This is a genomic window from Arsenophonus sp. aPb (assembly GCF_029873475.1).
Classification (GTDB): domain Bacteria; phylum Pseudomonadota; class Gammaproteobacteria; order Enterobacterales; family Enterobacteriaceae; genus Arsenophonus.
Genome location: NZ_CP123499.1, coordinates 228,128 through 249,326 on the forward strand (window position 1 = coordinate 228,128; position 21,199 = coordinate 249,326).

Genomic DNA, 21,199 nt, shown 5'->3' on the forward strand with positions numbered 1-21,199 from the left:
TATGTCATTAGCTAAAGCGTCTGTATGGACAGCGATTTCAACCTTGATAAAAATTGGGGCAGGGTTAGTCGTTATCAAATTGTTGGCTGTTTCTTTTGGTCCGAGTGGTGTTGGTCAAGCAGGAAATTTCCGTCAACTGATTACTGTACTTGGTGTTTTATCGGGTGCAGGGATCTTCAATGGTGTGACCAAATATGTTGCCGAATACCATCAGACACCCACAAAATTAACTGCTGTAATAGGCACTTCATCATCCATTATTTTGGGTTTTTCAACTCTATTAGCGCTTATTTTTTTACTATTTAGCTCATTTATTAGTCTGGCTCTATTTGGTCATACACATTATCAAACGGTTATTTGTGCCTTAGCATTGATACAAATGGGGATTGCGTATGCGAATTATTTTCTGGCTATATTAAAAGGTTTCCGTGATGCCAAAGGTAATGCGCTATCGATTATTATTGGTAGTTTAGCAGGAGTGATTGCTTACTATTTTTGTTTTAGATTAAGTGGTTATCAAGGAGCGCTAATAGGATTAGCTTTAGTTCCTGCATTGATTGTTGTGCCAGCAGCGATCATGATTTTACACCATAAACAACTCAATTGGTCGTTTTTAAAACCAAATTGGAATAAGGCTATTGCTCATCACTTAGCTAAATTTACCTTAATGGCGTTAATAACTTCAGTAACGTTACCGGTTGCCTATATTATGATGAGAAATTTATTGGCTGAGAGATATAGTTGGGATGAGGTGGGTATTTGGCAGGCAGTGACTAGTATTTCAGATGCTTATTTACAGTTTATTACTGCATCTTTTACCGTCTATTTATTGCCAACTTTAGCTAAATTGCAGCATAGAGATGAGATTAGTGCAGAAATTTTTAAAGCGCTAAAGTTTGTTTTACCGGCGGTAGCGTTAGCTAGTTTTACCGTATGGCTATTGCGAGATGTGGCAATTTGGTTGCTTTTTTCCGATAAATTTCTCGCCATGCGCGATCTTTTTGCTTGGCAGTTGATTGGTGACGTATTGAAAGTCGGCGCTTATGTGTTCGGTTATTTAGTTATTGCTAAGGCAGCATTACGATTTTACATTTTAACGGAAGTGACTCAATTTGCGTTGTTAACTGGGTTTGCTTATTGGTTAATACCTGCTTACGGCGCTTTAGGTGCTGCCCAGGCCTATATGGCAACTTATATCGTTTATTTTATGCTTTGTAGTGGCATATTCTATCTTTACCGCAGGCGGACATGAAAACCTTAATCCATGTATTAGGCTCTGACATCCCACATCATAATCAGACAGTGTTAGCATTTTTTAATGATGTTTTATCTTTGTCAATGCCATCACGAGAAAAGAGACAGTTTATGGTTGTTAGTCGTGATCTCACGCTAGCATCACACTATCCACGTCTTCACATTCAGCAATTTGATAATAAAAAAGCAATCGCTAAAATTATCGCTAAGCAAGCAAAAGCAAGTAGAAATTGCCAATTCTTTTTTCATGGTCAATTTAATGTATCTATCTGGTTAGCATTATTGTTTGGCAAGATCCGTCGACAACAATTTTTATGGCATATTTGGGGCGCTGATCTCTATGAGGACTCAGCTGCATTGAAATTTAGATTATTTTATTATTTACGGCGTCTGGCATTTAAACGGGTAGGGCATGTTTTTGCTACCCGAGGAGATTTAAATTATTTTTCTCATTCAAATCCAGCGATAGCAACATCTTTGCTCTATTTTCCAACCAAAATGGATCCGGCCTTAACCGTTTATGAAAAATCGATTAACCAAACCGATAAAGTAACAATTTTGGTTGGTAACTCAGGTGATCAGTCCAATCGACATATTGAAGCATTACAGGCGATCAAAAAGCAATTCGCTGATCAGCCAGTTGAAATTTTTGTTCCTATGGGATATCCCGATAATAATCAGATGTATATTGCAGAAGTCGCTCAGGCAGCGGAAAATTATTTCCCTAATGGCGAAGTGATAATTATTAAGGAAAAAATCGCTTTTAATGATTATCTCACTTTACTGCGTTGTTGTGATCTAGGTTACTTTATTTTCAAAAGACAGCAGGGTATCGGCACATTGTGCTTATTAATTCAGTTTGGAATTCCTTTTATTATTAGCCGTCAAAATTACTTTTGGCAGGATCTTATCGAGCAAAATGTCCCTTTTCTATTTTATGATGATCAATTAGATGAACGACAACTAGCTGCTATTCGACAAAAAATGATCTTAATTGATAGAAGCCAGGTAGCCTTTTTTAATCCTAATTTTATTAAAGGGTGGCAAGCTGCATTGACATCGATAGGAGAGCAGTAATGACTTTAGCGGAATTTGGTGGCTTATCGATAGTCTATTTTATCTCTCTAATATTAATTTTGGCGCTAACTTATCGAGAATTTCGGCGCGTACGTTTCAATTTTAATATCTTTTTTTCTTTACTTTATTTATTAACATTCTATTTTGGTTTCCCATTAACGGGATTACTTGTTTTTCAATTTGATGTTAATGTGGTACCAACCAATGCATTATTGAATGCACTGCTCTCATCTATCAGTTTTTATATTGTTTATTATATTGCTTACAAAACCCGCTTGCGAAGTGGTGTTCAGCAATCTAAACAGCCATTATTCACTATGAATGGGGTAGAAACACGGTTAACGTGTTTCTTGTTGATGTTTATTGCTATTATGACCGTGGCAATATTTTTCATACAAAATGGCTTTTTACTGTTTCGTTTACAATCCTATAGTCAGATTTTTTCTCGTGAAGTTTCTGGTGTGGCATTAAAACGTTTTTTTTATTTCTTCATCCCGGCAATGTTGATTGTCTATTTTTTAAAGCCGACTCAGTATCGCTGGTTATTTTTTCTACTTAGCACGGTTCTTTTTGGGATACTCACTTATCTGGTTGTGGGTGGAACACGGGCTAATATTATTATTGCCTTTGCACTTTTCCTATTTATCGGCATCATCCGTGGCTGGATTAATTTATGGATGCTAACTATTGCCGGTGTTATCGGCATTGTTGGCATGTTTTGGTTAGCATTAGAGCGTTATGGGTTGAATGTTCGTGGCGCGGAGGCTTTTTATACTTTTCTTTATTTAACCCGTGATACCTTTTCCCCTTGGGAAAATTTGGCACTATTGCTAGATAACTATGGCAAAATTGAATTCCAAGGATTAGCTCCTATTGTACGTGATTTTTATGTTTTTATTCCCAGTTGGTTATGGCCTGAACGACCTAATATGGTATTGAATTCAGCTAATTATTTTACCTGGCAAGTGCTTAATAATCACTCTGGTTTAGCCATATCGCCAACATTAATTGGTTCTTTAGTCGTGATGGGCGGTGTTGTTTTTATTCCTATAGGCGCGATTGGCGTTGGTATGATTATTAAATGGTTTGATTGGCTTTTTGAAAAAAGTAAGCTTGAAACCAATCGTTATAAAGCCGTTATTCTGCAAGCTTTCTGTTTTGGCGCTATTTTTAATATTATTGTCCTTGTCCGTGAGGGTGTGGACTCTTTCGTGTCACGAGTTGTGTTTTTTGGTCTGGTATTTGGACTTTGTTTGTTTATGGCGAAACTTATTTATTGGTTATTTGCCAAAGCTGGTTTAATTCGCATATATATCACCAATGATTGTAAAAAATAAACTAAATAATAGCTACTGGAGTAAAGTATGAAGCAAAAAGTGATCCCGAAATATGATATTCGAGGTCATCTTATTTGGGGTTTCCATAATATAACTCATTTCCTCAATTATCTGTTTTCTGATCAACAGGTTAAGCGTGGAACATTAGTGGCTATTAATGCGGAAAAAATCCTAACAGCAGAGCAAGATCGTGACTTAAATACACTTTTAGCTGAAGCGGAATATCTGTATGCCGATGGGATTAGCATTGTCAGAGCGATTCGTCGTAAATATCCACAAGCAAAGGTTTCACGTATTGCGGGTGCTGATTTGTGGGAAGCCTTGATGGAAATCGCAGGTCAAAAGTCTGTACCCGTATTTTTGGTAGGTGGAAAAGCGAAAGTTCTTAAACAGACCGAAAATAAACTTCGCACTCAGTGGCAAGTGAATATTGTTGGTAGTCAAGATGGTTACTTTAAGCCTGACCAACGTAAAATATTATTTAATCGCATAAAGGCCAGTGGTGCGAAAATTGTTACAGTAGCGATGGGTTCACCAAGGCAAGAAATTTTTATCCGAGAATGTCGGCAAGTTTATCCTGATGCACTTTACATGGGAATAGGTGGTACTTATGATGTTTTTACTGGACATATAAAACGCGCACCTAAATTATGGCAACGATTAGGATTGGAATGGTTATATCGATTGCTTGCTCAGCCAAGGCGTATCAAAAGACAGATAAAATTATTGCGCTTTTTAGCTTACTATTATGGTGGCAAACTTTAGACATTTATTTGTATATTATTTCTATTGCAATAGCTCGCTTTGACAGCTAATGAATGGCAATTCCATCTGCTAGATCTTCTTTAAAATAGGTTTTTTAGCTTACAATTGTTTTTTCATTGTTGAGCAATTACCACTATTTTGATTACATTTATAAATTTTTATTTCGTTATTATTAAAAACATGTTTTCATTACGGAACTATTATCTGTCATTTTGACCATGAAGGTCATATGGTATTAAGTGATTATTGAAAGGGCAGGAAATTGCTATGGGGAAACCGGAACAAGGCCTCAGTCGTGGCCTTGAAGCGAGGCATATTGAACTTATTGCATTAGGTGGAACAATTGGTGTTGGTTTATTTATGGGATCCGCCAGTACGTTAAAATGGGCAGGACCTTCTGTATTACTGGCTTATATTGTTGCTGGATTATTTGTTTTTTTTATTATGCGCTCAATGGGAGAAATGTTGTTTCTTGAACCCGTTACTGGCGCCTTTGCCTCGTTTGGATATAAATATTTGAGCCCATATTGGGGATGTTTAACGGCATGGGGTTATTGGTTCATGTGGGTCGCTGTTGGGATATCAGAGATCACAGCGATTGGTGTCTATGCGGAATTTTGGTTTCCTGAGGTGCCACAATGGGTTTTTGCGTTGATTGCGGTTGTACTTGTTGCACTAGCTAATCTGGCCGCAGTGCGTTTGTATGGTGAATTGGAATTCTGGTTTGCTATGATCAAGGTTACCACGATTGTTGTGATGATCTTGATTGGATTAGGACTGATTTTTGTTGGTATTGGCAATAATTTTGAACCAATAGGTTTAGCCAATTTGACTGAGCATGGTGGCTTTTTTGCTGGTGGTTGGCAAGGCTTTTTATTTGCGCTTTGTATTGTAGTGGCCTCTTATCAAGGTGTTGAATTAGTTGGTATTACTGCGGGCGAAGCGAAAAATCCGCAAGTCACATTAAAAAAAGCGATTAATAATATTTTATGGCGAATCTTAATTTTTTATGTTGGTGCTATTTTTATTGTTGTGACGTTATTTCCTTGGACAGAGATTGGTCAAAATGGTAGTCCATTTGTGCTAATGTTTGCCAAAGTAGGCATTGTTTCGGCAGCTGCAGTGATTAATTTTGTAGTACTTACAGCGGCATTATCAGGCTGTAATAGTGGCATGTATAGTGGCGGGCGTATGATTTATGCTTTAGCGCAAAATGGTCAACTGCCAAAATCTTTATTGAAAGTGACAGCAAATGGTGTGCCAGCACGGTGCATAATGCTAACAATTTTGTGTCTTATTGTTGGCTCAGGTCTCAACTATATTATCCCTGATCCACAAGCAGTTTTTGTTTATGTTTATAGTGCGAGCGTATTGCCTGGAATGATACCTTGGTTTGTTATTTTATTGAGTCAATTGCGTTTTCGGCAAGTGCATCAACAGCAATTAGCCCAACATACTTTTAAATCGGTATTGTTTCCTTACGTGAATTATTTGACCTTGCTTTTTTTGGTGTGTGTACTTGTTGGCATGGCGATTAATCCCGATACGCGTTTGTCATTAATTGTGGGTGGCGTGTTTTTATTGATTGTTTCTGTGATCTATTTTTTGAATCATATTTTTTGCCGTAAAACGATGAAAAAATGATTAGCAATAGCCTGTTTAACTGGCTAAAAAATGATGATAAGGTTAATTTTTTGATTGAAATGTATAAAGCATAAGCAAATAACCTTTTTATTTAAAAAATCACTGGACAGCATGCTATTAAATCCGTACTATCCTCACCCGCAACGGCGTTAAGCGCCCGTAGCTCAGCTGGATAGAGCGCTGCCCTCCGGAGGCAGAGGTCTCAGGTTCGAATCCTGTCGGGCGCGCCATTTACTGCGTGCTCTGCTACGGTGTAGTGGATTAGTGTTGTATTCAATAAATTGAATTTTTAAAGATTCTATGGTGGCTATAGCTCAGTTGGTAGAGCCCCGGATTGTGATTCCGGTTGTCGTGGGTTCGAATCCCATTAGTCACCCCATATTTGTTTTATGCAGTTTGCGAGGGTGGCGGAATTGGTAGACGCGCTAGCTTCAGGTGTTAGTATCCTTACGGATGTGGGGGTTCAAGTCCCCCCTTTCGCACCATAATATAAATAAGTTTTAAAAGTTATATAAAAAACATTATTAAAACAGAACTTGTTTTTTTCGGCGAGTAGCGCAGCCTGGTAGCGCAACTGGTTTGGGACCAGTGGGTCGGAGGTTCGAATCCTCTCTCGCCGACCAAATTTAAAAAAACCCTGCACACTATTGCAGGGTTTTTTCTTTTGTAGCCCCAGCGTGTCACAATGGCAATCCCACAATATTTAATCCGTGTCAGTTTTATTTTTTGTGCCCAGCATCGCGCATTCCTGCGGATGAAAGTCTCGTCATAAGCTGATCACGGCAAATCAAGTAGAGCACAACTGTTTGCGGGCGACCAAATGTCGAAATGACGTTCTCACATAATCTCAATTTTTTGAACCGCTCGGTGCGGCCCACATTCTGGTTGGTCTAGAAGCGGATTGGCTAGATATCTAGTTGTCCCTATGCCGTTGATACCCTTATATTCAGCTAAACAAATGAGTGTGGATAAATCAGTTTATATTCATTATCTGACAATGCCGATTGCCACATTTTTATAGCGAAAAATGGCATAATTGTATTTAAAATGTTGTTTTTTTTGTATTTATAAAGGTTTGTCGTGTTTTAACAACAAAATTAACTTTTAATGTCTCCATAAAGAGACATCTTATTACATGAAAAATAAAGAAAAAATATAAATATTTCTATAACGTCTCTAAAGAGAGACAGTTTAGCAATGCGTATTGTGGGTTGTGACAATCAAAGTAAGTAAAATCATTTTGTTAAAAGGCAATCAATGATTGATTGATGAATATCTGTTCATCAATAGGGATAAAAAGAGTGTCTTTGAATATAAAAATGATATCTGGCATGAATTATGCTTTAGATAGAGTGTAGATGCTCATCCAGCTTCTTGTGATTGCGTTTCGCATCATAAACTATAGGATGACGCAGAGCCAATTTAATGTGCCTATTGTCCACGTTATCGATGCAATAATATCCATCACCAACCGGACGCAACGTTGAGTGAGGCACAAGCCGTCTGTAGACCTGATTGTATTTTGACACCTATCTTTTGATGGGTGTTTTTTTATTATTTAACAAAGCTAAAATTCTATCCAATGGGAATCATTGAATGGGATCATTGAATGGGATCATTGATGCCATTTAATTTAGATAGCTTTATGTCAAAAATGTCAAATTAATCGATGAAAGTAAAAAGCCCCTGAAAGTTAGAGGCGAGGTCAAAACAATACAGAAGAGATAGCTATCAATTTACATGCTTTAATGAAAAAAGTAAGCCATGTTGGCGAATTTGTGCAGCTTCTTCAGCTTTATGTTGTTTATCTAAAGCATCAGCAAGCCAAGCAAAGTCGTGAGCATCAGGGCGTTGTGCTAAAGCAGACTTAAGGTATTTTTCCGCTTCTTGCCATTCAGCATGCTGTAATGCAAGTTGACCTAACGTACTATTTAGTAAGGGAGTGGCACCATTTGACTGTTTTATTAGATTGTGCAGGATTTTATTCATTGCTTTGCTATCGCTGATTTGTAAACGAGGGACCAGCAATAAAAGATGTTCATCATATTGCTGTTTTAGTCCATCAGTAATAATTTTTTCAGCTGCTTCACTATCGTCACATTCAATAAGGCGAGCAGCCACGATCGATTGTAGTACCGGATCATGACGTATTTTACGTCCTTGAGACCGCCACCAATCTTTTAGATTTTCGCTGCCACCTTCAGCCGTATATTGATTAATCAAACCTTTATAGGCATCTTTGCGTAATTTATCGATCTCTTCTGCACTATATAACTTTTCTTTTTGCATAATAGGCAAAAGTTCAATAAGCGCTTGATAAGCCCCGGACCGCTGATAGGCTTGTTCTGCCATTCTTAAGACTTCAGGGTGGCGCGGTGCCTGATCCAGTAATTTGTCGACACCGTGACGTGCTGCGTAAATTTTATCTTCGGCAAGTTGTATACGGACGCGCGTAATATCAACAGGAAGTTGATGATTGCCCGCGACTTCAGCTGCGCGCTCAAGGTACTGATTGGTACGATATTCATCGCCGCGTTGTTGAGCAGCTTCGGCTGCCAGTAGATAGTTTACAACGGGTTGTTCTGCATAGTCAGCATGACGTGTCAGTAGTTTTTCAACTTGTGAAAAATCACCTTCCACTAATTTTAGTAATGCTTTTTGCGTTTGATTATGTGCTTTATGATATTTACGGCCTTTTAGCCAATTATGGGTAAATGATGTCGTGCCACGAATACGACGATAGCACCAGCCAAGAAAACAGAAGATAAATTGTAAAATAATAAAACAAATGATTAAACCGGTTACACTGGTTTCAATATCGTAGTTGTTGGTTTGAATTAGTACATAACCTTGGTGCCCTGCGACAATGGGACCAATAATAATGCCAGCAATCAGTACAATAAAAAGGATCAGTACTTTTATCATGCAGTTCTCTCCTGCGCGGTTTTATTGCATGGCTTCACCGCCTCTTCTGTTGGTGTAGGGGGCACTATTTTTATGTCTTGATTTTTTTTCTTTTCATTGGTTGGTTGAGTTTTATGCGGTATCGGTGTTGCAGAAGAAGGGATTTGTCCTTGAATACGTTTTTGTAACGCTTTATCGAGCAGTAATAAACTTTTTAATTCGCCAGGAATATCCATCGTAATAGGTTGTTCAATTAGCTTATCAACTTCGGTAAGGAAGGCTTTTGTTGCTGCGTCGTTGGTATTGAAGTAGATCCGGATCCAAGTTGAAACTTGCTCTAAAGATTGTTTGTAAATTTGCTCTTGATAACGAGGTACGGCTTGGGCGGCAATCAGTAGTTGTGCTCGAATATTAGCGCGTAGGTAAATATCCTGATTAGGGGCAAGTAAAGGAGTCTCATGAGAATCTCTACGACGAATGGTAATAAAATTTTTACTAAAACTTTTCCAACTTTGGCTAAGATTTTGTTTCCAATCAGTAATATTGTCGGAAAGTTCGGTACTATCTTCATCCATGGGTTTACCATCCGGGGCACTATCATTTATGCGTAAATTATCGATATCACTGCTCAACTGATTAAGTCTTAAAATTATTCCGTCATAATCAATTTGGGTAATGGCTGATAGCGCACTGATATCACTGTTAATCGTTTTTCGGATCTCAATTAAATTAGGATCATTCATTTCTGCTAGGCTTGAATCAGCACTTTTTAATAAGGCAATTGCCGTAACGGGATCATAGTCATTCCAAAGTTTTCGGCCAGCCATTTTGGCCAAGAAATCAGCTTGGGCAAGTAACCAGCGTTTTACATCTGTACTTGAAAGCGTTGTGATTTGTGCTTGTAATTCTTCAACCCGCTGTTCAAGTTGTTGCTCATATTCTTTCTTATCTAACTGGGTAATACGCTGAGATTCAGCTAATTGGTTAATTTGCTGTTTTTCTGTTTCTTGTTGACGTAGTAGTTCACTTATTTGTTGTTGTAGTTCGCTGCTTTCATTGACTATTTGTTGATGCTTTAGATTAAGATAATAATAGAAACAACCACCCAGTATGATAATAAGTACGATAGTAATTATACTAGCAAACAGACCAGAACGCTTTTGCCTATAAGAGGTACCATTTTTGGCTGTAGATTGCGTTGCTGTTGTTGAGGCATTTGATGTGTTTTCATTTGCCGCATTTGGTTTATTCTGTTCCGTCATAATTAATATCTCAATATCGGTTTATATTAATGCCTGAATTAAAGCATCATTATTAGCACTTTTGGCTACTTTTACTGATTGCCATCCTAATTGGTAAGCAGTACTAGCCAAACGTTCACTGACAACAATTAAATGGCGAGAAAGAAACCAAGGTTTAACATCATCTGTAATTAAGTTAAATAATAAATGCAACATTTCGCCACTGGTAACAATAATTGTTCTAATATTTGCCTGTTGCCATTGCAACTGTAAAATTTGTCGATCATATTTTATTGGTTGACGTTGATAACACTCACAATAATCAATATGGCTTCCGCGCGATTTTAATGTGGTGGCGAGTAGTTCACGTCCACCGTTACCCCGCAATAACAAAGATTTTTTGCCTAATAGTGATTGTAAACCAGGTAATTCAAGTAATGTTTCACTCGTTTCACCTTCTTGAGATAGTTGAATAGGCAAATTAGTTAATTGGTGAAAAGCGGATGCTGTTGAGTGCCCTATACCATAATAGGATAGCGTATCAGGCCATTTTCGTCCTGTTAAATGAAGAGCTGAATTAGCATGCCAAACTGCGTTTGGCGATAAGAAAAAAACCCGATCACCGTTAGTTAGCTTGGCTAATTTAGTCGGTAGAAGGGCCAGTTCATTACCGGGTATAATTTTAATCAGTGGGGCATGAAAGGCCTTTTTTCCTAATGACCTAATACGTTGAACAAGTTTTTCACCGCTGGGGTTTGGTCTGGTGACCAATATACTCATCGAGAAAATGCTCCTGGGAAAATTTTGTTAAGAATTTGTTTGGCGCCATTATTGAGTAACTCTTCAGCAAGTTCAATACTCATTTGTTGAGTATCTTCAGGCCTAAAAGATCTTTCTGCACGAATAATTTGACTACCATCGGGCGTACCAACCAGTGCTCTAAGCCAAATTTGTTTATTTTGCCAAATAGCATAGCAACCTATTGGGACTTGGCAGCCACCTTGCAATCGATTATTGACGGTTCGTTCTGCTTGAATACAGATAGCCGTATCATGATGATGTAACGGCGCTAAAAAATGTTGTGTATGGTGGTCATCAAGACGGCATTCAATACCAATTGCGCCTTGGCCAACAGCAGGTAATGAGTGCTCTGGTGGCAGAGGCATACGTATCCGTGTTTCTAAATTAAGACGTTTTAGACCAGCCACAGCGAGAATAATACCATCATATTCCCCATTGTCTAATTTACTCAGCCGTGTTCCCACATTACCACGCAGATCTTGAATAACTAAGTGGGGATAAGTATGACGTAGCTGGCATTGGCGACGTAGGCTTGATGTTCCAATAATACTCCCAGCTGGAAGCGTAGCAAGGGAATCATACTGATTGGATACAAAAGCATCACGAGGATCCCCTCGCTGGCAAATAGCCATTAATCCTAAGTTATTAGGAAAGGTAGCGGGAATATCTTTTATGGAATGAACAGCAATATCCGCTCGATTTTCTAGTAGTGCATTTTCTAATTCTTTGACAAAAAGCCCTTTGCCACCAATTTTAGCCAGGGGAGTATCAAGTAGGATATCACCCTGAGTACTCATGGGAATAAGTTCGATCGTTAGTGTTGGATGATGTTTTTCTAGTTGTGTTTTTACGAAAATCGCTTGCCACATTGCTAATGGACTTTTCCTTGTTGCGATACGCAGTGTTTGTATTGACATGTTTTTATTTTTCTTAGGTAGTTAGATTATGAGTGAATTATAAAGGAAAGGTAGCCAGTTTTAACATTTTGGTAAGTTTTTTTCCAGTTATAGCTGAGCACTTAATAAATATAGCTAATGTATAGTACAGCTTGTAGACAGTAAAAAGGAGGGTTACAATGGCGGCAAAATGATTTTTTGTTATTGAATGTAAGCAAATAAAAACATATTTAATTAAATTTTTTATATTTATCTGAATATTTATCATGGGAAATAGTTATAAAAAATTTAATAAGAAAATTTAACTAATTGTTTTCTTTTTTTATATGGATCATCTATTTGAAATTCTTAGAAACGAAAAAAATTTTTTATGTAAAAGAATGGAAAGCATTTAGTGTGAAAAATAAACAGTTGACGTAGAGGTAATGTACTTTACGCTTTGGGTACAAAATGTTAAATTGATCACGTTTCTAGCAACCTATTCCAAAAGCTTATCGCTGTTATCGTTCCCTAATAATAAAGGAACCAATGACTGAGTTAAGGTTATTCATTTTTTAAAATTAATTCAGGCAAAACTTTTGTATCTTTATATTGAGACACTGAAGCAAAGATTGGATGCGATCAATCAATTACGACTGGAACGAGCATCATCTTCTATGAATGAAGCGTTCAAGCATGTATATGGATTGCTACCAGTTTTATTAAATTATCATCATCCTATGTTACCTGGTTATATTGAAGGTAATGTACCTACTGGTGTCTGTTTTTTTGCGCCTGATACTCAACAAATTAATTGGTTAAAGCAGTTTGAGGCATATCTCTTTTGTGAACTACCTTCACAACAAACTAATGGTGAATTACCTATTACAGGTATTTATTCCATGGGAAGTACATCATCAATCGGGCAAAGTGATGTTTCTGATTTGGATATTTGGGTATGTCATCAATCGTGGTTAGATCAAGAAGAAAGACTACTTTTACAAAAAAAATGCACATTAATTGAGCAATGGGCATCCTCGCTTGGTATAGATGTTACTTTCTTTTTAATTGATGAAAATCGTTTTCGCCACCATACGAGTGGTAGCCTAAGTGGCGAAGATTGCGGAACGACACAACATATATTACTGTTGGATGAATTTTATCGTACAGCGGTTCGTATGGCTGGGAAACGTTTACTATGGATGATGGTACCGGCAGAAGAAGAAACCAATTACGATGAATATGTTTTATTGTTGTATGCACGAGGAGTCTTAACCCCAAATGAATGGTTAGATTTAGGTGGCTTAGGCGAATTATCAGCTGAAGAGTATTTTGGTGCAAGTTTATGGCAACTGTATAAAAGTGTTGATTCTCCTTATAAAGCTGTGCTGAAAAGTATTTTACTTGAAGCTTATTCCTGGGATTATCCGTGTGGTATGTTGCTTGCAATGGAATTTAAGAAACACTTGCATGCAGGAGAAATTGTTTCTTATGGCCTAGATGCCTATTGTTTAATGTTAGAACGTGTTACGCGTTATTTGATAGAAATCGGTGATTTTAAGCGTCTTGATTTGATTCGTCGCTGTTTTTACCTCAAAGTTTGTGAAAAATTGTCGGGTGAAAACAATAACTCTGCGAGTGATGGTTGGCGAAGGCATGTATTATCACAGCTTGTTACTTCATGGGATTGGAGTACAGAGCGATTAAATATCCTCGACAAGCGAAATTATTGGAAAATAGAGCAGGTTCGAGATGCGCATAATGAATTACTTGATACCATGATGCAAAGTTATCGTAACCTTATTCGCTTTGCACGTCGTAATAATTTACGAGTGAGTGCAAGTCCACAAGATATTGGCGTGTTGACGCGGAAGTTGTATGCAGCCTTTGAAGTATTACCAGGCAAAGTCACTTTGGTTAATCCGCAAATTTCGCCAGATTTATCTGAGAGTCATCTCACTTTTATTTATGTTCCTGCCGGGCGCGCGAATCGCAGTGGTTGGTACTTATATAATAAGGCGCCGACGATAGATTCTATCATTGGACATCAACCGTTAGAATATAACCGTTATCTTAGTAAATTAGTGGCCTGGACTTACTTTAATGGTTTATTGACAGAACAATCTCATATTTATATTCATAACGGTGGATCACAATGTGATGAAAATAAATTACATCAATTTGTTAATGATATAACCACAAATTTCCCTACTCGCTTACAGGCTCCCACACCAAAAGCTTTATATAGCCCCTGTGAAATTCGCCACTTAGCCATTATTGTTAATTTAGAGAAAGATCCGACAGCGGTGTTTTCTGATCAAATAATCCATTTTGATTTACGTAAATTAGACATATTAAGTTTTGGTGATCCACCACAATGCTTAGTCAGCAGTATTGATCTACTGTATCGCAACTCTTGGAATGAGGTGAGAACACTACATTTCTCCGGTGAGCAATCTATGTTGGAAGCATTAAAAACTATTTTGGGCAAAATGCATCAAGATGCTGAGCTACCAGATGTGGTTGAAGTTTTTTGTTATAGCCAACATATGCGAGGGTTGATTGGTACACGTGTTCAACAGCTGGTTTCAGAATGTATTGAACTCCGTCTCTCAAGCAGTTGCAATGACTCGGGGCGTTTCAAGGCATTACGTATTGCAGGTCAAACCTGGGGATTATTTTTTGAGCGGTTGAATGTTTCAGTGCAGAAATTGGAAAATGCGGTCGAATTTTATGGTGCAATTTCTAATAATAAATTACATGGTTTACCGATAAAATTGAATGTCAAAGAAACTTATCATCTACCTTTAGTTGTTGATGGTTATGCCAGTGAAGGGATTGTACAATTCTTTTTTGAGGATACAGAAGATAATCATGGTTTTAATATCTATATTTTAGATGAAAAAAATCGGGTAGAAATTTATTCACATTGTGAAGGAAATAAAGAAGAACTTGTTAGGGATGTAAGCCGTTTTTACTCATCATCACATTATCGTTCTACCTACCGTACAAATTTAGTCAATTTTAATTTACCGCAATTTTACCAGATAATAAAAGTAGAAGATAAAAATCAAGTCATTCCTTATTTGTCTGGCTCATTTTCTAATTCACAGTTCAATGAAAATGTCTGTCGTGAAGAATCAGGCGTTAGTTTTTATATACATTAATAATAAAGAATGATATTTGTTTTTTTTAGTTGTTAGAGATCAAATGAAAATGGTTCACCACTTTGTTCACTAATCGCATAGGCTAATATTTGGATAAAATTTTTATTGCTGCGAGCACAATACCAATTGTCTGTCTTATAATTAAAGTGGTAACCCCCTGAGCGCGTAGCTAGCCATATTTGATGGAGTGGTTCTTGGCGGTTGATAATAATTTTACTGTCATTTTCGAAGCTTAGCGTCATAATACCGCTATGGGTTTCGCAATCGATATCATTATTACCATCATATTGATCAAGTTGTTCTTCTATTCTATCCATCAATTTATCAACCAATTGATGAAATTCTGTGTCTGTCATCTTCAATTTCCTATTTGCTTTTTTGTGCCTAACTGCGATTATAGATTATAAAGGATAATGATTTAAGAATGCAGACTTTAACATAATGAAAAAATTAATTTGGCTATTTATGATATCGATATTATTAACCCTACTTTCTGCCTGTGGTTTGAAAGGGCCACTCTATTTTCCAGCAAAAACAACAGCTGAACAAAAGGCTGAAAGTACGATATCGTCTAAAGAGACAGAACATCAATCGATACAGACAGACACACTTCACCAATAGATTAATGAAAAAATAGTCAATTGATTATGATGGAGTAGAAAATGCAATTCTCCAAAATGCATGGTTTGGGTAACGATTTTATGGTGGTAGATGCTGTTACTCAAAATGTTTATTTTTCTCCTGAGCTTATTTGTCGTTTATCAGATCGACACAGGGGGATTGGATTTGATCAGCTTTTAGTTGTTGAAGCACCTTATGATCCTGATCTTGATTTTCATTATCGTATTTTTAATGCCGATGGTAGTGAAGTGGCTCAATGTGGTAATGGTGCTCGTTGTTTTGCGCGTTTTGTTCGGCTTAAAAAACTGACAAACAAACGCGATATTAAGGTAAGTACTCAATCCGGTAGATTGACATTATCGGTAGCAGAAAATGAAGATGTTTGTGTCAATATGGGAGTTCCTGAGTTTGAGCCAAATAAAGTACCTTTTAAAGCGCAAAAAGCCGAGAAAACTTATATAATTAGAACTCAACAACAAACAATATTATGTGGAGTCGTTTCTATCGGCAACCCTCATTGTGTATTACAGGTTGAAGATATTGACACGGCTGAAGTGGCTTTATTGGGACCGATGCTTGAAAAACATGAACGTTTTCCTGAGCGGGCTAATATAGGCTTTATGCAGGTTATTGATCATGAACACATTCGATTACGTGTACATGAACGTGGTGTAGGAGAGACACAGGCTTGTGGAAGTGGTGCCTGTGCTGCTGTTGCTATCGGTATTCAGCAAGGTTTATTAAGAAAAAGTGTCCGTGTTGATTTACCTGGTGGCATGCTAAAAATTCGTTGGAATGGATTGGGTCATCCTCTGTTTATGACAGGCCCAGCGACACATGTTTATGATGGTGTTATTCATTTCTAGGTTTTGTTTGGTTAAAAGGTCTTTTATTATGGATAAAAAAGAAGCAGCATTTGATCCTCAACCTCTGTTAGATGATCAGACTGTCGTGGAATATCTGAAAAGCAATCCTCATTTTTTTATTCGCAATGCCGCTACTGTTGAACAGATGCGGGTTCCTCATCCTGTTCATCACGCGGTTTCATTAGTTGAATGGTCTATGAAGCGTCAACGAGTTTGTATCCAAAATCTAGAGCAGGATATGCAACTCTTGGTTGAGCAGGCTCGCAATAATGAAATACTCTTTAATCGACTGTTAAAATTGGTTATTCAGCTATCAACGGCAGATGACTTTGCCGATTTTCAGCAACGTTTATATGCCTGGTCAAGAAGTTTTGGTTTGAGTGGTGCTTATATTCGTTTGTTTAGTGATTGTTGGCAGCTAGGTGTACCGATGGATGCACAAAAAGTTATGATTTCACGTCAAGCTTTTGAGCCTGTCCGTATTCAGCGATTTGGTGAAAAAAATCACTATCTTGGTACGTTAAATAATCCCGAAATAATGTTATTAATGCCAGACGCAAATCATGTTGGTTCGGTGGCTGTTTCTTTATTAGGACTTTATGGTAATTTAGGGATGGTGATCTTTACTAGTCGTGATATCCAACATTATCAAAAAGGTATGGGAACGACCATGCTTGACCATTTAGCCAAATTATTACCCGATCTGCTTTTGCGCTGGGTAACACGGGCATGAATGCAACACGGCAAAGCTTGCAGCAACAAATTGACGATTTTTTACGTTACTTACGTGTAGAACGGCAGCTAAGCCCAGTGACGATTATTAATTATCAACGTCAGTTAGCCGTATTAGTGGATATGGCTATAGATATGAACATCAATGTTTGGACACAATTAGAGACATCACATGTTCGTATGATGGTTGCAAAGTGTCGCCGGCAAGGATTGCAGGCCGCGAGTCTTGCTTTACGTCTTTCGTCATTAAGAAGTTTTTTAGATTGGTTAGTTGGGCAGGGCATAATAACCGCTAATCCAGCTAAGACAGTCAGAACACCAAAAAATAAACGTCATTTACCTAAAAATATCGATGTAGATGAAGTCAATCAGTTGCTAAATATTGATTTAGCAGATCCTTTATCTGTACGTGATCGAACCATGTTGGAAGTAATGTATGGTGCAGGATTACGTTTATCTGAGCTGATTAATTTAAATTGCCAACATTTGGATTTACAAAGTGGTGAAGTTCGCGTTATGGGAAAGGGTAGTAAAGAGCGGAAAGTACCATTAGGACGTATAGCTGTAGAATGGTTAATTCGCTGGCTTGAGATGCGTCAGCAATATGCTAGGCAAGACGAGGCGGTTTTTATCTCAATACAAAGAGGCAAACGCATTTCTGCTCGTAATGTACAAAAGCGTTTTGCGTTATGGGGAATTCGTCAGGGGGTTAGAAGTCATATTCATCCTCACAAACTTCGTCACTCTTTTGCCACTCACATCTTGGAATCAAGCGGAGATTTGAGGGCAGTTCAAGAGTTACTTGGACACGCTAATCTTTCTACCACCCAAGTTTATACTCATCTAGATTTTCAGCATTTAGCCAAGGTTTATGATGTGGCTCATCCAAGGGCAAAAAGGGAGAAACCTTGAATGCGCATTTATCGGCAATTAGCGCCTATTGCAGCGATTACTTTTGATTTGGATGATACACTGTATGATAATCGTCCTGTTATAGATAAAACGGAACAGGAGCTGTTAAATTTTATTCGTTGCTATGACTATCGCTTTAATAAGCTTCAATTTGCTGATTTAAAGAACTATCAAACGTTAATTGTTAATCAGTATCCTGAAATTTATCATGATGTCACACAGTGGCGTTGGTTAGCAGTGAAAGCGTTGCTCTGTCATTATGGTTACGATCGAGAAGGATCTGCTAGTGGTGCTGACGATATAATGGCACACTTTTCTTATTGGCGTAGTCAAATCGTCATCCCAGAATTAACCCACAAAACTTTATCTACCTTAGCCGAAAAAGTCCCACTAGCGGCCATTACTAATGGCAATGCAGATCCTTATGCTTGCGGATTAGGCGATTATTTTCAATTTATTTTAAAAGCGGGGCCAGATGGACGCGCTAAGCCGTTTAGTGATATGTATTATCTTGCCGCGCAGAAATTTAATATTGTATTGGATAAAATTTTGCATGTAGGTGATGATTTAACAACGGATATTCAAGGGGCTTTACACAGTGGCATGCAAGCTTGTTGGATCAATACTAATAATAGCAACTTACTAACCGCCAATAAGAATGACATATTGCCTCATGTTGAGATAACCGGTTTGGCTTCACTCATTACGCTGGTATAATCTTCTTATCTGGTTAAAAACACAGTAGTGATTCATTGACTGCACTCTTAATTTAATGGTAACCATGAACGCCTCATATTTACTTGAAAACTTAAATGATAAGCAACGCGAAGCCGTTGCGGCACCTAGAACGAATATGCTAATACTTGCCGGCGCTGGTAGTGGTAAAACACGGGTACTTGTTCATCGAATAGCTTGGTTACTGGCGGTTGATAAGGTTTCGCCTTTCTCTATTATGGCAGTGACGTTTACCAATAAAGCGGCGGCTGAGATGCGTCATCGTATCAATGCGTTATTAGGTGGCGATCAAGGCGGTATGTGGGTAGGAACTTTCCATGGCCTGGCCCATCGCCTGTTGCGCGCTCACTACTTGGATGCCAATTTACCGCAAGATTTCCAAATCTTAGATAGTGATGATCAATATCGCTTATTACGTAGAATTATCAAAGCCCTCAATTTAGATGAGAGTAAGTGGCCACCACGTCAGGCTATGTGGTACATCAACGCAAAGAAGGATGAAGGATTAAGGCCCCAGTATATTGAGAGTTATGGTAATCCAACTGAAGCAACTTGGTTGCGAGTTTATCAGGCTTATCAGGAGGCGTGTGATCGGGCCGGATTAGTTGACTTTGCTGAACTTTTATTGCGTGCCCATGAGTTGTGGCTGAATAAACCACATATACTACAACATTATCGTGATCGCTTTACCAATATTCTGGTTGATGAATTTCAAGATACTAATAGTATCCAGTATGCCTGGATACGTGTTTTGGCCGGTGATACCGGTAAGGTGATGATTGTTGGCGATGATGATCAGTCAATTTATGGTTGGCGTGGCGCGCAAGTAGAAAATATTCAACGTTTCTTGCAAGATTTTCCGGCAGCGGAAACTATTCGGCTGGAACAAAATTATCGTTCGACTAATAATATCTTGAAGTCGGCTAACGCATTGATTGCAAATAATAATAATCGATTAGGGAAAAATCTCTGGACAGAAGGGGCTGATGGTGAACCTATCTCGCTTTATTGTGGCTTTAATGAGTTAGATGAAGCGCGTTATGTAGTTAGTCGCATTAAGCAATGGCATGAGAAAGGTGGCCATTTAAAACAGTGTGCGATTCTTTATCGTAGCAATGCCCAATCACGTGTACTTGAAGAGGCCTTGTTGCAGTCTTCAATGCCTTATCGAATTTATGGCGGCCAACGCTTTTTTGAGCGGCAAGAAATTAAAGACGCGCTCTCTTATTTACGTTTGGTTGCCAATCGCAATGATGATGCATCATTTGAACGAGTGGTTAATACGCCCACTCGCGGCATAGGAGAACGAACATTAGACACTGTTCGTCAGGCGGCACGCGAGAAACAACTCACGCTTTGGGAAAGTTGTGAATATTTATTAAGAGAGAAAGTCCTTGCCGGCCGGGCGGCGGGGGCAATTGAACGGTTTCTTGAGTTAATTGATGCATTGGCTAAAGAAACGATGGATATGCCGTTACATGTTCAAACTGACCGAGTGATCCGCGACTCAGGTCTGCGGGCAATGTATGAGCAGGAAAAAGGTGAAAAAGCGCAAGCGCGTATTGAAAACCTTGAGGAGTTAGTCACTGCTACTCGTCAATTTAGCTATCAAGAAGAAGATCAAGATCTCATGCCACTACAAGCATTTTTGTCTCATGCTGCGTTGGAGTCGGGTGAAGGGCAGGCGGAGCTACATCAGGATGCCGTTCAGTTAATGACGCTACATTCGGCAAAAGGTCTAGAGTTCCCATTGGTCTTTATTGTGGGTATGGAAGAAGGTATGTTTCCAAGTCAAATGAGTGCGGAAGAGAGCGGACGGCTGGCAGAAGAACGACGGTTAGCTTATGTTGGATTGACTCGAGCAATGGAGAAATTGACGCTGACTTATGCGGAAAGCCGTCGATTATATGGTAAAGAAGTTTACCATCGTCCTTCGCGTTTTATTGCTGAATTACCCACAGAATGTATCGAAGAAGTTCGTTTACGTGCAACGGTTTCACGTCCAATTAGCCATCAACGACTTGGTACCCCAATTAATCAGAATGATAGTGGATATGCATTAGGTCAACGGGTGCGTCATCCTAAGTTTGGTGAAGGAACTATTATTAATTTGGAAGGAGATGGTGAGCGTTGTCGCTTGCAGATAGCATTTCAGGGCGAAGGGATTAAATGGCTGGTTGCCGCTTACGCCAAATTAGAGTTGCAATAACTGAACACATTATTGCTTGCAGGATCTAGTATTTTTGTGACTAATTAATCCTCTATTTA

Annotated in this window: 17 protein-coding genes and 4 tRNA genes; 16 read left to right on the forward strand and 5 right to left on the reverse strand. The window is 38.4% G+C overall.

The window, feature by feature from the left end; all coding sequences use genetic code 11:
* The first annotated feature begins 1 nt into the window (after nucleotide 1).
* From wzxE to QE177_RS00975, 9 genes are all read left to right on the forward strand, one after another.
* A complete protein-coding gene (gene wzxE / locus QE177_RS00935; protein ID WP_280552184.1) occupies nucleotides 2-1,252 on the forward strand; it encodes a lipid III flippase WzxE in 1,251 nt (416 codons plus the stop codon).
* Nucleotides 1,249-2,331: a TDP-N-acetylfucosamine:lipid II N-acetylfucosaminyltransferase gene (locus tag QE177_RS00940; RefSeq protein WP_280550896.1), complete on the forward strand. Its 1,083-nt coding sequence runs from the start codon at nucleotides 1,249-1,251 to the stop codon at nucleotides 2,329-2,331. Before wzxE ends, QE177_RS00940 begins: the two co-directional genes overlap by 4 nt.
* On the forward strand, nucleotides 2,331-3,668 hold the full coding sequence (gene wzyE / locus QE177_RS00945) for an ECA oligosaccharide polymerase (protein ID WP_280550897.1): 1,338 nt from the start codon (nucleotides 2,331-2,333) through the stop codon (nucleotides 3,666-3,668). Before QE177_RS00940 ends, wzyE begins: the two co-directional genes overlap by 1 nt.
* A 27-nt stretch (nucleotides 3,669-3,695) precedes the next feature.
* Complete coding sequence (gene wecG / locus QE177_RS00950; RefSeq protein ID WP_280550898.1) at nucleotides 3,696-4,433, forward strand: lipopolysaccharide N-acetylmannosaminouronosyltransferase; 738 nt, start codon at nucleotides 3,696-3,698, stop codon at nucleotides 4,431-4,433.
* Nucleotides 4,434-4,700: 267 nt separating this feature from the next.
* Nucleotides 4,701-6,077, forward strand: coding sequence for an amino acid permease (locus QE177_RS00955; RefSeq protein WP_280550899.1), 1,377 nt, complete (start codon nucleotides 4,701-4,703; stop codon nucleotides 6,075-6,077).
* A 153-nt stretch (nucleotides 6,078-6,230) separates the two neighbouring features.
* A tRNA-Arg gene (locus QE177_RS00960) sits at nucleotides 6,231-6,307 on the forward strand.
* A gap of 73 nt (nucleotides 6,308-6,380) precedes the next feature.
* Nucleotides 6,381-6,456, forward strand: a tRNA-His gene (locus QE177_RS00965).
* A 19-nt stretch (nucleotides 6,457-6,475) separates the two neighbouring features.
* Nucleotides 6,476-6,562: transfer RNA gene (locus QE177_RS00970), tRNA-Leu, on the forward strand.
* Between the two features lie 61 nt (nucleotides 6,563-6,623).
* Nucleotides 6,624-6,700: transfer RNA gene (locus QE177_RS00975), tRNA-Pro, on the forward strand.
* 1,108 nt (nucleotides 6,701-7,808) lie between these two features.
* On the opposite strand, the gene hemY is transcribed toward QE177_RS00975, so the two are convergent.
* The 4 genes from hemY to hemC are packed head-to-tail and all read right to left on the reverse strand — an operon-like array spanning nucleotide 7,809 to nucleotide 11,940.
* Nucleotides 7,809-9,002 carry a protoheme IX biogenesis protein HemY gene (gene hemY, locus QE177_RS00980; RefSeq protein ID WP_280550900.1) on the reverse strand — a complete coding sequence of 398 codons (1,194 nt, stop codon included), beginning with the start codon at nucleotides 9,000-9,002 and terminating at the stop codon, nucleotides 7,809-7,811.
* Nucleotides 8,999-10,243, reverse strand: coding sequence for a uroporphyrinogen-III C-methyltransferase (hemX, locus tag QE177_RS00985; RefSeq protein ID WP_280550901.1), 1,245 nt, complete (start codon nucleotides 10,241-10,243; stop codon nucleotides 8,999-9,001). Before hemX ends, hemY begins: the two co-directional genes overlap by 4 nt.
* 21 nt (nucleotides 10,244-10,264) lie before the next feature.
* On the reverse strand, nucleotides 10,265-11,002 hold the full coding sequence (gene hemD, locus QE177_RS00990; protein ID WP_280550902.1) for a uroporphyrinogen-III synthase: 738 nt from the start codon (nucleotides 11,000-11,002) through the stop codon (nucleotides 10,265-10,267).
* The gene (hemC, locus tag QE177_RS00995; RefSeq protein ID WP_280550903.1) at nucleotides 10,999-11,940 is read right to left on the reverse strand and encodes a hydroxymethylbilane synthase; all 942 of its coding nucleotides are present in this window, start codon (nucleotides 11,938-11,940) and stop codon (nucleotides 10,999-11,001) included. Before hemC ends, hemD begins: the two co-directional genes overlap by 4 nt.
* A gap of 557 nt (nucleotides 11,941-12,497) precedes the next feature.
* On the opposite strand from hemC, the gene QE177_RS01000 reads away from it, so the two are divergent.
* Nucleotides 12,498-15,065, forward strand: coding sequence for a class I adenylate cyclase (locus QE177_RS01000; protein WP_280550904.1), 2,568 nt, complete (start codon nucleotides 12,498-12,500; stop codon nucleotides 15,063-15,065).
* A 32-nt stretch (nucleotides 15,066-15,097) separates the two neighbouring features.
* On the opposite strand, the gene cyaY is transcribed toward QE177_RS01000, so the two are convergent.
* A complete protein-coding gene (cyaY, locus tag QE177_RS01005; RefSeq protein WP_280550905.1) occupies nucleotides 15,098-15,421 on the reverse strand; it encodes an iron donor protein CyaY in 324 nt (107 codons plus the stop codon).
* Between the two features lie 85 nt (nucleotides 15,422-15,506).
* On the opposite strand from cyaY, the gene QE177_RS01010 reads away from it, so the two are divergent.
* Genes QE177_RS01010 through uvrD form a run of 6 tightly spaced genes read left to right on the forward strand, consistent with a single transcriptional unit; the run spans nucleotide 15,507 to nucleotide 21,140 of the window.
* On the forward strand, nucleotides 15,507-15,686 hold the full coding sequence (locus tag QE177_RS01010) for a lipoprotein (protein WP_280550906.1): 180 nt from the start codon (nucleotides 15,507-15,509) through the stop codon (nucleotides 15,684-15,686).
* A 41-nt stretch (nucleotides 15,687-15,727) separates the two neighbouring features.
* Complete coding sequence (gene dapF, locus QE177_RS01015; RefSeq protein ID WP_280550907.1) at nucleotides 15,728-16,552, forward strand: diaminopimelate epimerase; 825 nt, start codon at nucleotides 15,728-15,730, stop codon at nucleotides 16,550-16,552.
* A gap of 28 nt (nucleotides 16,553-16,580) precedes the next feature.
* Nucleotides 16,581-17,285 (forward strand): DUF484 domain-containing protein, encoded by a 705-nt coding sequence (locus tag QE177_RS01020; protein WP_280550908.1) that lies wholly within the window; start codon nucleotides 16,581-16,583, stop codon nucleotides 17,283-17,285.
* Nucleotides 17,282-18,196, forward strand: a complete 915-nt coding sequence (xerC, locus tag QE177_RS01025) for a tyrosine recombinase XerC (protein WP_280550909.1) — start codon at nucleotides 17,282-17,284, stop codon at nucleotides 18,194-18,196. The genes QE177_RS01020 and xerC overlap by 4 nt, the downstream gene beginning before the upstream one ends.
* Entirely contained in the window at nucleotides 18,197-18,913 is a 717-nt protein-coding gene (gene yigB / locus QE177_RS01030) for a 5-amino-6-(5-phospho-D-ribitylamino)uracil phosphatase YigB (protein WP_280550910.1), read from the forward strand.
* Between the two features lie 55 nt (nucleotides 18,914-18,968).
* Entirely contained in the window at nucleotides 18,969-21,140 is a 2,172-nt protein-coding gene (gene uvrD, locus QE177_RS01035; protein WP_280550911.1) for a DNA helicase II, read from the forward strand.
* Nucleotides 21,141-21,199 lie beyond the last annotated feature (59 nt).

Coding starts and splice junctions, on each gene's coding strand:
- wzxE (WP_280552184.1), top strand. CDS start 2: ATGTCATTAGCTAAAGCGTCTGTATGGACAGCGATTTCAACCTTGATA.
- QE177_RS00940 (WP_280550896.1), top strand. CDS start 1,249: ATGAAAACCTTAATCCATGTATTAGGCTCTGACATCCCACATCATAAT.
- wzyE (WP_280550897.1), top strand. CDS start 2,331: ATGACTTTAGCGGAATTTGGTGGCTTATCGATAGTCTATTTTATCTCT.
- wecG (WP_280550898.1), top strand. CDS start 3,696: ATGAAGCAAAAAGTGATCCCGAAATATGATATTCGAGGTCATCTTATT.
- QE177_RS00955 (WP_280550899.1), top strand. CDS start 4,701: ATGGGGAAACCGGAACAAGGCCTCAGTCGTGGCCTTGAAGCGAGGCAT.
- hemY (WP_280550900.1), bottom strand. CDS start 9,002: ATGATAAAAGTACTGATCCTTTTTATTGTACTGATTGCTGGCATTATT.
- hemX (WP_280550901.1), bottom strand. CDS start 10,243: ATGACGGAACAGAATAAACCAAATGCGGCAAATGAAAACACATCAAAT.
- hemD (WP_280550902.1), bottom strand. CDS start 11,002: ATGAGTATATTGGTCACCAGACCAAACCCCAGCGGTGAAAAACTTGTT.
- hemC (WP_280550903.1), bottom strand. CDS start 11,940: ATGTCAATACAAACACTGCGTATCGCAACAAGGAAAAGTCCATTAGCA.
- cyaY (WP_280550905.1), bottom strand. CDS start 15,421: ATGACAGACACAGAATTTCATCAATTGGTTGATAAATTGATGGATAGA.
- QE177_RS01010 (WP_280550906.1), top strand. CDS start 15,507: ATGAAAAAATTAATTTGGCTATTTATGATATCGATATTATTAACCCTA.
- dapF (WP_280550907.1), top strand. CDS start 15,728: ATGCAATTCTCCAAAATGCATGGTTTGGGTAACGATTTTATGGTGGTA.
- QE177_RS01020 (WP_280550908.1), top strand. CDS start 16,581: ATGGATAAAAAAGAAGCAGCATTTGATCCTCAACCTCTGTTAGATGAT.
- xerC (WP_280550909.1), top strand. CDS start 17,282: ATGAATGCAACACGGCAAAGCTTGCAGCAACAAATTGACGATTTTTTA.
- yigB (WP_280550910.1), top strand. CDS start 18,197: ATGCGCATTTATCGGCAATTAGCGCCTATTGCAGCGATTACTTTTGAT.
- uvrD (WP_280550911.1), top strand. CDS start 18,969: ATGGTAACCATGAACGCCTCATATTTACTTGAAAACTTAAATGATAAG.